Here is an 11,672-nt window from a genome sequence, read left to right as displayed (position 1 = left end):
AATTTCGGCACGTATGATGGTCACCAAAATCTGGAATAAAAGTCTGCATAGCAGAACAACTTGGAGGAGCGTCGTAATGTCTGTGAAAGACCTGTTTCAACTGGACGGCAAGGTTGCACTGATCACCGGAGGCTCTCGCGGGCTCGGCTTGCAGATGGCCGAGGCGCTGGGAGAAATGGGTTGCCGCGTGGCGATCACCGCGCGCAAGGCCGACGAACTCGCCGAAGCGAAAACCCATCTGCAAGGCCGGGGGATCGAGGTGCAGACCATCGTGAACGATCTGCAGCGCTTCGAGGGTATTCCCGGTCTGGTGGACGACGTGCTCGGCCTGCATGGCCAGATCGATATTCTCGTGAACAACGCGGGCGCGACATGGGGCGCACCCGCCGAAGATTATCCCGACGAAGCGTGGCACAAGGTCATGAACCTGAACGTCAACGCGCCGTTCTTCCTTGCGCGCGAAGTCGGCAAGCGCAGCATGATCCCGCGCCGTGCCGGCAAGATCATCAATATCGCTTCGGTAGCAGGCCTGAAGGGTTCGCCGCCCGGCATGAACACGATTGCGTACAACACGTCCAAGGCCGCCGCGATCAACTTCACGCGCGCGCTCGCCTCGGAGTGGGGCAAGTACAACATCAACGTCAACGCGATCTGCCCGGGCTTTTTCCCATCGAAAATGTCGGCGGGGTTGCTCGATAAGCTCGAAGACACGATCGTCTCACGCACGCCATTGCAGCGTCTGGGCGGCGACGAGGACCTGAAGGGTCCGGTCGTGTTCCTCGCGAGTGAAGCGTCGCGTCACATCACGGGCCAGCATTTCGCGGTGGATGGCGGCTCGATCATTGTCTGATTGACCGGGTTCGAGGTGGAGCGCGGCGGTATTGCCGCGCTTCGCTCACGTACTCACGCACATAACAAGGAGACGCCGCATGGATTTTCAGCACTCGGACAAGGTCAAGAGTTTGCAGAAGCGCCTGAACGCATTCATGGACGAGTATGTCTATCCAGCCGAGGCGATCTTCGAAACGCAGATGGACGCCGCGCGCGAATCGGGCAACCGGTGGCAGCCCGCTCCGGTGATCGAGGAATTGAAAGAAAAGGCGAAGGCCGCCGGCTTGTGGAACCTGTTCCTGCCCGAGTCTAAATATGGCGCCGGGCTCACGAACCTCGAATACGCGCCGCTGTGCGAAATCATGGGGCGCTCGCATATCGGTGCGGAGCCGTTCAACTGCTCCGCGCCGGACACCGGCAACATGGAAACGCTGGTGCGATACGCCACGCCCGAGCAGCAACAACAATGGCTGCTGCCGCTGCTCGACGGCACGATCCGCTCGGCGTTTGCGATGACGGAGCCGGACGTGGCGTCCTCGGACGCGACCAATATCGAGGCGCGCATCGAACGCGACGGCGACGAGTACATTTTGAACGGCCGCAAATGGTGGACCTCGGGCGCCAACGATCCGCGCTGCAAGATTCTCATCTTCATGGGCAAGTCCAATCCGGATCACACGAACCGGCATCAGCAGCAGTCGATGATTCTGGTGCCGATGGACACGCCTGGCGTGAAAGTGCTGCGCCATCTGCCGGTATTCGGCTATGACGACGCTCCGCACGGTCACGCCGAAATCGCCTTCGAGAACGTGCGCGTGCCGGCCGGCAACATGCTGCTCGGCGAGGGCCGCGGCTTCGAGATCGCGCAAGGGCGGCTCGGACCGGGCCGCATCCATCACTGCATGCGTTTGATCGGGCGCGCCGAGCGCGCGCTCGAGGCGATGTGCCGCCGCTCGCTGGAACGTGTGGCGTTCGGCCGGCCAATCGCCGATCAGGGCGTCACGCGCGAGCGGATCGCGAATGCGCGCATCATGATCGACCAGACGCGCTTTCTGGTGCTGAACGCGGCCCACAAGATGGATACGGTCGGCAACAAGGACGCGCGTCAGGAAATCGCCATGATCAAAGTGGCTGCGCCGAGCATGGCGTGCCAGGTGATCGATTGGGCGATGCAGGTGCATGGCGGCGGCGCGGTCAGCGACGACTTCGGCCTCGCGCGGGCATATGCGAGTTCGCGCACGCTGCGTTTCGCGGATGGGCCCGACGAAGTGCACCGTAACGCCATCGCGAAGATGGAACTCGGGCGCTACCTCGGGAATTCATGATGTTTATTGAGCCTACGAAGGCCCTGATTCATTAGCCATGCGCGTCTGCCTCGCGGCGGATGTGAACGAAGCGCGCACCATGAGTGTGAGACGCGCACAGACAGACAGTCAGTCAGGCAGGAGACGCCTATGAACGAACGCCATCATCCCCATTGGCCGCCGCAAGTGCCAAAGCATCTGACGCTGCCCGAAACCAACATTTTCTATAACGCCGAGGTGGCGGCGGCGCGCTTTCCCGACAAGCCGTTCATCGTCTTCTACGACACGCCGGTCACGTTCCGCGAGTTCAAGGACGAAGCCGAGTGCATCGCGGGATTCCTTCAGCAGGCGTGCCACGTCAAGGCAGGCGACCGCGTGCTGCTTTACATGCAGAACAGCCCGCAATGGATCATTGCTTACTACGGGATCTTGCGTGCGAACGCCGTAGTCGTGCCGGTCAATCCGATGAACATGAGCGGTGAGTTGGCTCATTATGTAGAAGACAGTGGGGCGACGACGATCATCGCGCCGCAATGCCTGTTTGCGAACGTCGAGCCGCTGATCGGTAAAGAGCCTGGTCAGGGTCTCGAGCACGCGATCGTCGTGACCTATAGCGATTATCTGAAGCGGCCGTCGCCGATTGCGGTACCGGAATTCGTGTCCGCGCCGCGCAAATCCTTCGATATTCCCGGCGTCACGCCCTGGTGCGACGTGCTCGAACGGCGCATCGCACCGGGTCCGCTGACCACCGGTCCGGACGATCTGTGCGTGATGCCCTACACGTCCGGTACTACCGGCAAGCCGAAGGGCTGCATGCATACGCATCGCAGCGTGATGAGCACGCTGCTCGGCGGCTGCGTGTGGTTTTCGGCGCCGGCGGATGGCGTCTATCTATCGGTATTGCCGTTCTTTCACGTGACCGGCATGCAGGGCGGCATGAACAGCGCGGTCTTCTCTGCCGCAACGATCGTCGTGTTGCCACGCTGGGATCGCGAGGCGGCGGCGCTATGCATGCAGAAATATCGCGTGACCGCGTGGCAGTCGATCACGGCGATGATGGTCGACTTTCTGTCGAATCCGAAGCTCGGCGAATACGATTTGTCGAGCCTGACGGGTGCGCGCGGCGGCGGCGCGGCGATGCCGGACGCCATTGCCAGAAAGCTCAAGTCGCTGACGGGCCTCGATTACGTCGAAGGTTACGGCATGTCCGAGACGATTGCCGGCACGCACATCAATCCACCGCATCGGCCAAAGCCCCAATGCCTGGGCATTCCGGTGTTCGACGTGGATTCGCGCGTGATCGATCCGGTCACGTTGCAGGAACTCCCGCAAGGCGAAACCGGCGAGATCGTTGTGAACGCACCGCAGGTGATGCAAGGCTACTGGCGCAATCCGAAGGGTACCGAAGAAGCGTTTATCCAACTCGACGGAAAGCGTTTTCTGCGTACCGGCGACCTCGGTCATATCGACGAGGAGGGGTATTTCTTCATGACCGATCGCCTCAAGCGCATGATCAATGCGTCGGGCTACAAGGTCTGGCCCGCGGAGGTCGAGGCGCTGATGTACCGGCATCCGGCGATACACGAGGTGTGCGTGATCGGCGTGAAAGACGAGAAGCGCGGCGAAACCGTGAAAGCGCTGGTGGTGCCTGCTGCGGCGCACGCCGGCACGATCAGCGAGCAGGAGATCATCGACTGGGCGCATGAGCAGATGGCATCTTACAAGGCGCCGCGCATCGTCGAGTTCGTCGCGTCGTTGCCGAAGTCAGGCAGCGGCAAGATTCTGTGGCGCAAGTTGCAGGAAGAGGATGCGGCGCGCACGGCCGCTGCCGCGGCGAGCAACGGAGGCACCACGCCATGACATGGCTTGACGCATTACTGGACGAACCGTTCGTCTGCATTACCGACATGCTGCACCGCTTTGCCAGGGAACGCGGCTCGCACGCCGCGTTGATCTGCGACGATGAGGTCGTGACTTACGCCGCGCTGGACGCGCGAGTCGATCGCTTTGCCGCTGCGTTGCAGCGCGACGGCATCAAGCCTTGCGATGCGATTGCGTTATGCGCGGCCGCTTCGGTGGAATACGCCGTGGCGTTTCTCGGCGGCCTGCGGGCTGGGGCCGCGGTTGCGCCGCTTGCGCCGTCGTCGAGCGCGGCGAGTCTCGTCAGCATGATCGGCAATTCTGGTGCGCGGTTGCTATTCCTCGATGCGGACGTCAAGCGTCTCCTCGAACCAGTAGCCAGCGAGATCAGCGCAGTCCCCGTCGCGCTCGATATGCACGCAGGAAGCACCGCACTCGAAGCTTGGCTCGCGCCCACGGGCGCTGCGCCTGAAGCCATAACGATCGATCCGGCGTGGCCGTTCAATATCATCTATTCGTCCGGCACGACGGGCACGCCAAAAGGCATCGTGCAGTCGCACGGCATGCGTTGGGCCTACGCGGTGCGCAGTATTCAGCGTGGCTATGGCCCTGACGCCTTGACGCTGATCTCCACCCCGTTATATTCGAACACGACGCTCGTGAGCTTCATGCCGACGCTGACCTTCGGCGGCACGGTCGTGTTGATGCCGAAGTTCGACGCCACGCGTTATCTGGAGCTCGCGCAGCGCTACCGCGTCACACATACGATGCTCGTGCCGGTCCAGTATCAGCGCTTGATGGCGCATCCGGACTTCGACCGTTACGACCTCTCCGGCTTCCAGGCCAAGTTCTGCACCAGCGCGCCGTTCGCGGCCAGCGTGAAGGCGGACGTGGTGCGGCGCTGGCCGGGCAAGCTCACCGAGTACTACGGCATGACCGAAGGCGGGGGCTCGTGCCAGTTGGAGGCCGACGAATTCCCCACCAAGCTGCACACGGTCGGCAAGCCGATTGAAGGCCACGATATCCGCCTGATCGACGAACTCGGCAACGAGGTGCCGGCGGGCGAGGTCGGGGAAATCGTCGGCCACTCGCCGGCGATGATGACCGGCTACTACCGGCAACCGGACAAAACCGCCGAGGCGGAGTGGTACGACCCAAGCGGCAAGCGCTTCATCCGCACGGGCGACATGGGCCGCTTCGACGCAGACGGTTTCTTGACGCTGCTCGACCGCAAGAAGGACATGATCATTTCGGGCGGCTTCAACGTCTATCCGAGCGACCTGGAGGCTGAACTGCGCGCGCACCCGGACGTTGCGGATGTCGCCGTGGTGGGTGCGAAGTCGGCGCAGTGGGGCGAGACGCCGGTTGCGTTCGTGGTGCGCCGCCCGCTTGCAGAAATCGACGCCGACAAGCTGCTCGCCTGGGTCAACGCGCGGCTCGGCAAGATGCAGCGGCTCTCCGCGCTGACCTTCATGGACGCATTGCCGCGCAGCCCAATCGGCAAGGTGCTGAAACGGGAATTGCGCGAGCAGTTCTATCCCGCTGGGCGTTGACGAGGTGTAGAGACGCCTCATCCGTGTGCGGAGTGGCCGGAAGTGCGTACGCAGATTATCGAGGCGTTGAAGGGGTAATCAGAAGGCGGCAGGGATGCCATCTTCGACAACGAGAAAGGCGCCGCGAAAATCACGGCGCCTTTTTTTGCCTATATCACGTCGTTACTTCGCCGCCGTCGCCAGCGAATTCAACCCCACCGCCTTCAACTGCCCACCCTGAACCACCGCTGCAAGCGGGTTGCCGATCACGAAGCCGCCGCGTTCGTCGACACCTGTCACGCTTTGCGGATTAGCCTGTGGCGGGAGCGCCTTCACGGCCTTATCGAACTGATTGCGGATTGCGGTTGCGTCGCTGACGCTGCCGGCCAGTTTCATTGCGATTGCAGTCGCATAGACCGCGGTGTAGTTCAGCGCTACCTCCTGGCTTGGATCGCGCCCGTCATGGCTCTTTCGGAAGCGCTCCACGAAGGCTTTCGCATTCGGTGTGACATCGTTGGCCAGCGGCAATACGCCGATCGCACCGTTCAGCGGCGCGTAGCCGCCGGTGACCTTGGCCACTTCGTCGAGCTTGGCCTGATCCATCACGATGAAGCCGCCCTTGAAGCCCAACTCGCGCGCCTGCTGCGCGATCAGACCGGTCGGCTCGGACGGGCCGCCGATAAACATCACGTCCGGTTTGGCCGCGAGCACACGGCTCACGCCGCTATAGAAATCGGTGGCGCGGTTATACGACATTGAATTGTCCGCGACGATCGTGCCGCCGGCCGCTTGCCACGCAGGTTTGAATGCGGCGACCCAGACCTTGCCGTAGTCGGTGTCGGTCGCGGCGAGCGCGACCTTCTTGCCGTACGTCGCCATTTCGTACTTGATGAATGCGTTCAGATACGACGTGAATTCAGGCGGAATCCGCACGGTGAGCTTGTTGCCGCGCGCGCTGATCTGCGGCACGCTGGTGTACGAGAGCAGCAGTAGTTTCTGCTGCTCGTTGCTGGTCTGCACCGCGAAGCCACCGCCCGAATGCGGCACGAGCACCACGGCGGCCTGCTGTTCCTGCGCGAGGCGTCGCGCGTTGATCGCGGTTTCGGCGGGGTTGTACTTGTCGTCGAGGGGCACGATCTCGAGCTTGATCTTCTTGCCCGCCACTTCGATGCCGGCCTGATTGACGTCGGCGGCGGCCATCTGCATGCCTTCGAGTACTTCCTGGCCGTACTTCGCCGCACCGCCGCTCAATGGGCCCGAGTAGCCGATATGCACCACCTGCTGCGCCATCGCGGTGCCGGCGCCGAGCAGCGCGGTCGTGGCGACTGCCGCATATACGCCGGCTTTGCCGCACAAGCGTTTGATTGTCATACGTGTCTCCTTTGGATTTATAAAATGTGCCGGGGCTCGAACTGCGCCCGGCAGTGCATCAAATTCGTTCAACCGCCGACGTAAGCGCGCCGGATCGCTTCGTTGTTCATCAGACTCGCGTGATCGCCTTCGAGCACGATACGGCCGCTCTCGATCACATAGGCGCGGTGCGCGATTTTCAGCGCCGCAAACGCGTTCTGTTCGGCGAGCAGCACCGTCGTGCCCGCGCGATTGATCTGCTGGATCACCTCGAACACCTGCTTGACGACCAGCGGCGCGAGGCCGAGCGACGGTTCATCGAGCAGCAGCACCTTGGGCCGTGCCATCATCGCGCGGCCAATCGCCACCATCTGCTGCTGGCCGCCTGAAAGCGAGCCTGCCGGATGCTCCTTGCGTTCGGCAAGAAGCGGGAACAGCGAGAACACCTGGTCGAGATTGCGCTGATTGCCGGCCTTGTCGCCCCGATGCACATAGGCGCCGAGCGTGAGGTTCTTCAGCACCGACATGCCCGGAAACAGCTTGCGGCCCTCGGGGCACTGAATCACGCCGTTGCGCACGATCTGCGCGGGCGTCATGCCAAGCAGCTCGCGTGTGCCGAGGCGCAGGCTGCCGCTCGCGGCGCGGCGCAGGCCGCTCGTCGCGAGAAAAATCGAACTCTTGCCCGCACCGTTGGCGCCGAGCAGCACGACCAGTTCGCCGTCGTCCGCATGCAGGGTGATGCCGTCCAGTGCGCGGAAACTGCCGTAGTCGAGTGCGACGTTTTCAAACTTCAGCATGCTCGCTCCCAAGGTAAGCGTCGATCACGGCCGGGTTCGCGCGAATCTCGGCGGGCGTGCCTTCGGCGATTTTCTTGCCGTAGTTCAGCACCATGATGCGGTCGGCGAGCTTCATGATCATGTTCATCTTGTGTTCGACAAGGCATACCGTCACACCGTGTTTCACAAGCTTGCGAATCAGTTCGGCGAGGCCTTCGGTCTCTTCGGGATTCACGCCGCCCGCGGGCTCGTCGAGTAGCATCAGGCTCGGCTCAGTGGAAAGCGCGAGAGCCACAGCCGCACGTTTGCGTTCCTCCTGCGAGATGTCGCCGGCCATCCGCTCGGCAATCGCCGATAAGCCGACGAAGTCCAAGGCCTCGCGCGCTTTCTCGCGGCAGATGCGTTCTTCCCGTTTGAGCCTGGATGAATGCGTCAGCACGTCCCACAGGCCAGAGCGCGTGCGCAGCCGATGGCCGACGATCAGATTGTCCAGCACGCTGGCCCGGTCGAATAGCGCGGTGGATTGAAACGTGCGCGCGACGCCGAGGCGCGCCATCTGGTCGGCGCTCATCCTTGTCACGTCCTGGCCTTTGAAAAGGATGCGTCCAGACGTCGGCAAATGGGTGCCGCTGATCAGATTGAAGAAGGTGGTCTTGCCCGCGCCGTTCGGCCCGATGATCGCATTGATCTTGCCGGCTTCGATATGCGTGCTGACGTCGTCTACCGCGACGAGGCCGCCGAAGCGTTTGCAGAGCGAGTCGATTTCAAGCATGACGGTCTCCGCGCGTGGGCTGTGACTGACGCGCGACCCTGCCGCCGTTCGGCATCGCACGTGTCGCGCGCCGGGTCTTTCTCGCCTGATACAAACCGACAATGCCGTTCGGCAGAAAGATCACCAGCAGAATCAGGATCGGGCCGAACACGACAAAGCGGTATTCCTGCAAAAACTGCAGGTACTGCGTGAGCCATGGAACGGCGAGCGCGCCGAGCAGCGGACCGGCGAGGGTGCCGATACCGCCCACCAGCATGTACATCGTCATGTCGAAGGTATGCTCGACGCCGGCCAGGTCCGGTCCGAGAAAGCGCACGGCGCCCGCATACAGGCCACCCGCGAATCCCGCATAGACGACCGAGAGGACAAAGGCCAGCACCTTGTTGCGCATCAGGTTGATACCGAGCGACTGCGCGAGGCCGTCGCTATTGCGGATCGCCATGAAGGTCCGGCCGAGCAGGGAGTTGACGATGCGATGCATCAGCCACACGCCGAGCACCAGAAACGCGAACACCAGGTAATAGAGCGGCCGCGGATTTTCAAACGAGACGATGCCGAAGCCCGACGGCGCCGGGATGCCAACGATGTCCGTGACGCCATGCGTGAGGCTGTCCCATTTCTCGATGACGAGAAACATGATGTAGCCGACGCACAGCGTGAAGATCGAAAAGTAATGGCCGCGCAGACGCAGCGACAGGAGGCCGACCAACACGCCCAGCACCGCCACGACTACACCCGATGCGAGGAACGCAAGCCAGAACGGTACCTGATGATCGACCGTCAGAATGCCGACCGTGTAGGCGCCCACCGCCATGAAGCTGCCGTGCGCAAGATTGAATTGTCCCGTGTAGCCGGTGATCAGATTCAGCCCGACAGTGGCCAGCGCGAAGATGTACGCGGTGGACATGACGGTGAGCATGTAATCGTTGGTGGCCAGAAACGGAAACACGAGACCGAGCACGAACAGCAGCGTCCACCCCAGCTTGCCCTCGAATAATTTCATGGTTAATTTCACGATGCGCGCAGTTCCCTGGTGAACAGCCCCTGAGGACGGACCGACAGAATCACCACCAGCAGCACGAAGGCGATAATGTCCTTGTAGTCGGTCGAGATGTAGAAGGCGCCGAAGCTTTCCGCCATGCCGATGATCAGCCCGCCCACGATTGCGCCCGGCACGCTGCCCATGCCGCCGAGAATGATGATGACGAAGGCCTTCAGGATCACCAGTTGGCCCATGGCCGGATAGACGAGATTGATCGGCGCATACAGCGTGGCGGCCACGGCGGCGAGGAGGCCTGAAATACCGAAGGTCAGCATCGTGACCCTGTTGGCGTCGATGCCCATCAGCGAGGCGCCCTCGCGGTCCTGCGCCATCGCGATGATGCTCGAGCCGATCACCGTGTATTTGAGGAAGAGTTGCAGCAACACCACCAACCCGAACGCCGCGCCGATGATCAGCAGGCGCTGCAACGGCGCGGTCACGCCGCCCAGATCGATGATGCCGACGTAAGGCGTCGCCATGCGATGAAAGTCGGCGCCCCAGATCGCCTGCGCGCCGGCTTCGAGAAACAGCAGGAGGCCGATCGCGGCGATCATGGGGTGCAATTCGGACGACTTGCGCAGCGGATGGAACACCAGCCGGTCGGCGAGGATCGCGAGTACCGCGACCGCGACGCCGGAGCCGATCATCGCGAGCCAGTAATTCCAGCCGAGCCGGCTCATCAGATAGAACGAGACGAACGCGCCGACCATGTAGAACGCGCCGTGGGCGAAATTCGGCACCGCGAGAATGCCGTAGACCAGGGTGAGTCCGAGCGCGACAAGGCTATAGACGCCGCCCAGGGTTAGCCCGTTGAGGACCTGCTGCAAAAACATATCCACGCTTTTACACCCTCCAACTGGGCACGCGGCGCAATCGTCACACCAGACTTCTGGGGACGCATCGCCGGATGCCTGACTGCGGACGGGACAACCGCTACTGCCCGAATCAGGCGAGGGTTGTCGACGGTGGCGACGATGTCGACAGTTTAAAACGCAGCGCAACGGCGCGGACTACGAGATGCGACGTGCGATGGCGCGGGAGAAATTTGGCACGGGCGTTCGCTTTTCGTCAATAGGTTTTTCCATTTGATTGTTCTGCATTGCAGATTACTAGGGAAGTCACTTAGATGGCTCGCGCGATTGACCCACCCGTTTTGGCAACCGTACACTCATCGCGCGCGAGCCGCGCGGTTACTTGCATTCAGCCCTGGATTGCCGATCGGTCGATCGCGCATGCGCCGAGTGTTGGCGAAGAAGGGGGAGTAGGCTTGACATTGCTTTGTACGCGCCAGTATTCTGCAATGCAGAAATTCAATCGGCCGTTGACGCACTCGCCACATTTCGATGCGTGTGCTTCGCGAAGCGGCTGCCAACATGATGCTTCGCGCTTTCTCAAGGTGCCCCGCCCATGAACTCCGCACTCGATATCCCCAGCGTTCGTCAGATGGTGTCTCCGGAAGAGTGGCAGGTCCGCGTCGACCTCGCCGCCGCGTACCGGTTGGTGGCCTTGTTCGGTTGGGACGACCTCGTGTTCACGCATATTTCAGCGCGCGTGCCAGGCCATGAACACCAGTTTCTGATCAACCCGTATGGCCTGTTCTTCGAGGAAATCACCGCGTCGAGTCTGGTCAAGGTGGATCATGAGGGACATCCCGTCATGCCGACCCCGTTCGACGTGAATCCCGCCGGCTTCGTAATTCATAGCGCCGTGCATGATGCGCGGCCCAACGTGAATTGCGTGCTGCACACGCATACGGCCTATGGCGTCGCAGTCGCGGCGCAAGAGGATGGTTTGTTGCCGTTGTCGCAGCAATCGGGTTTCGTGTTGACGAATCTCGCTTACCACGACTATGAAGGCGTCGCGCTGCGCGATGCGGAGAAGGCGACGTTGGTCGCCGATCTCGGCAACGCCAATTACATGATGCTGCGCAATCACGGTCTGCTGACCTGTGGACGCACGGTTGCCGAAGCGTTTCAGGCAATGTATCTGTTCGAAACCTCATGCCGTATTCAGATCCTCGCGCAAGCGGGCGGCAAGCTGATCGAAGTGCCGCAGTCGGTCATCGAGACGATGGACGAGCAGGCGCGTCAAGTCAGCAAAGGCAAGGGCGCCAATCTGGTGTGGCCCGGCCTGCTGCGGCGTCTGACCCGGCGCAATCCCGGCTACGACCTGTAGGCTGCAATGCGGGCGGCTATGCGTCGTCCA

Annotated in this window: 10 protein-coding genes; 5 read left to right on the top strand and 5 right to left on the bottom strand. The window is 62.0% G+C overall.

From position 1 onward, the window contains the following. The first annotated feature begins 76 nt into the window (after positions 1 to 76). From ACAX43_RS19235 to ACAX43_RS19220, 4 genes are all read left to right on the top strand, one after another. Complete coding sequence (locus ACAX43_RS19235) at positions 77 to 850, top strand: SDR family oxidoreductase (RefSeq protein WP_370709998.1); 774 nt, start codon at positions 77 to 79, stop codon at positions 848 to 850. A gap of 79 nt (positions 851 to 929) precedes the next feature. Beyond that, a complete protein-coding gene (locus ACAX43_RS19230) occupies positions 930 to 2,156 on the top strand; it encodes an acyl-CoA dehydrogenase family protein (protein ID WP_370709997.1) in 1,227 nt (408 codons plus the stop codon). 129 nt (positions 2,157 to 2,285) lie between these two features. Next, positions 2,286 to 3,995 carry a long-chain fatty acid--CoA ligase gene (locus tag ACAX43_RS19225; protein ID WP_370709996.1) on the top strand — a complete coding sequence of 570 codons (1,710 nt, stop codon included), beginning with the start codon at positions 2,286 to 2,288 and terminating at the stop codon, positions 3,993 to 3,995. Beyond that, entirely contained in the window at positions 3,992 to 5,548 is a 1,557-nt protein-coding gene (locus tag ACAX43_RS19220) for a class I adenylate-forming enzyme family protein (RefSeq protein ID WP_370709995.1), read from the top strand. The genes ACAX43_RS19225 and ACAX43_RS19220 overlap by 4 nt, the downstream gene beginning before the upstream one ends. Before the next feature lie 162 nt (positions 5,549 to 5,710). Here the strand turns inward: ACAX43_RS19220 and ACAX43_RS19215 are convergent, their stop codons facing one another. The 5 genes from ACAX43_RS19215 to ACAX43_RS19195 form a co-directional block, all read right to left on the bottom strand. Further along, positions 5,711 to 6,898 carry an ABC transporter substrate-binding protein gene (locus tag ACAX43_RS19215; protein WP_370709994.1) on the bottom strand — a complete coding sequence of 396 codons (1,188 nt, stop codon included), beginning with the start codon at positions 6,896 to 6,898 and terminating at the stop codon, positions 5,711 to 5,713. A gap of 68 nt (positions 6,899 to 6,966) precedes the next feature. Next, positions 6,967 to 7,674, bottom strand: a complete 708-nt coding sequence (locus tag ACAX43_RS19210) for an ABC transporter ATP-binding protein (RefSeq protein ID WP_370709993.1) — start codon at positions 7,672 to 7,674, stop codon at positions 6,967 to 6,969. Continuing rightward, the gene (locus ACAX43_RS19205; RefSeq protein WP_370709992.1) at positions 7,661 to 8,425 is read right to left on the bottom strand and encodes an ABC transporter ATP-binding protein; all 765 of its coding nucleotides are present in this window, start codon (positions 8,423 to 8,425) and stop codon (positions 7,661 to 7,663) included. The genes ACAX43_RS19210 and ACAX43_RS19205 overlap by 14 nt, the downstream gene beginning before the upstream one ends. Then, entirely contained in the window at positions 8,418 to 9,428 is a 1,011-nt protein-coding gene (locus ACAX43_RS19200; protein WP_370709991.1) for a branched-chain amino acid ABC transporter permease, read from the bottom strand. The genes ACAX43_RS19205 and ACAX43_RS19200 overlap by 8 nt, the downstream gene beginning before the upstream one ends. A gap of 8 nt (positions 9,429 to 9,436) precedes the next feature. Next, positions 9,437 to 10,300, bottom strand: coding sequence for a branched-chain amino acid ABC transporter permease (locus tag ACAX43_RS19195; RefSeq protein WP_370710041.1), 864 nt, complete (start codon positions 10,298 to 10,300; stop codon positions 9,437 to 9,439). 574 nt (positions 10,301 to 10,874) lie between these two features. Between ACAX43_RS19195 and ACAX43_RS19190 the strand changes: the two genes are divergently transcribed. Next, entirely contained in the window at positions 10,875 to 11,642 is a 768-nt protein-coding gene (locus ACAX43_RS19190; RefSeq protein ID WP_370709990.1) for a class II aldolase/adducin family protein, read from the top strand. Positions 11,643 to 11,672: the final 30 nt, after the last annotated feature.

The sequence above is a fragment of the Paraburkholderia sp. IW21 genome, assembly GCF_041321145.1.
Classification (GTDB): domain Bacteria; phylum Pseudomonadota; class Gammaproteobacteria; order Burkholderiales; family Burkholderiaceae; genus Paraburkholderia.
The sequence above is the reverse complement of the archived record's forward strand: the minus strand, read 5'-3'. Positions and strand labels throughout refer to the sequence as shown.

Bases quoted from the DNA above. Each gene is read 5' to 3' on its own strand.
- ACAX43_RS19235 (WP_370709998.1), top strand. From the start codon at position 77: ATGTCTGTGAAAGACCTGTTTCAACTGGACGGCAAGGTTGCACTGATC.
- ACAX43_RS19230 (WP_370709997.1), top strand. From the start codon at position 930: ATGGATTTTCAGCACTCGGACAAGGTCAAGAGTTTGCAGAAGCGCCTG.
- ACAX43_RS19225 (WP_370709996.1), top strand. From the start codon at position 2,286: ATGAACGAACGCCATCATCCCCATTGGCCGCCGCAAGTGCCAAAGCAT.
- ACAX43_RS19220 (WP_370709995.1), top strand. From the start codon at position 3,992: ATGACATGGCTTGACGCATTACTGGACGAACCGTTCGTCTGCATTACC.
- ACAX43_RS19215 (WP_370709994.1), bottom strand. From the start codon at position 6,898: ATGACAATCAAACGCTTGTGCGGCAAAGCCGGCGTATATGCGGCAGTC.
- ACAX43_RS19210 (WP_370709993.1), bottom strand. From the start codon at position 7,674: ATGCTGAAGTTTGAAAACGTCGCACTCGACTACGGCAGTTTCCGCGCA.
- ACAX43_RS19205 (WP_370709992.1), bottom strand. From the start codon at position 8,425: ATGCTTGAAATCGACTCGCTCTGCAAACGCTTCGGCGGCCTCGTCGCG.
- ACAX43_RS19200 (WP_370709991.1), bottom strand. From the start codon at position 9,428: ATGAAATTATTCGAGGGCAAGCTGGGGTGGACGCTGCTGTTCGTGCTC.
- ACAX43_RS19195 (WP_370710041.1), bottom strand. From the start codon at position 10,300: ATGTTTTTGCAGCAGGTCCTCAACGGGCTAACCCTGGGCGGCGTCTAT.
- ACAX43_RS19190 (WP_370709990.1), top strand. From the start codon at position 10,875: ATGAACTCCGCACTCGATATCCCCAGCGTTCGTCAGATGGTGTCTCCG.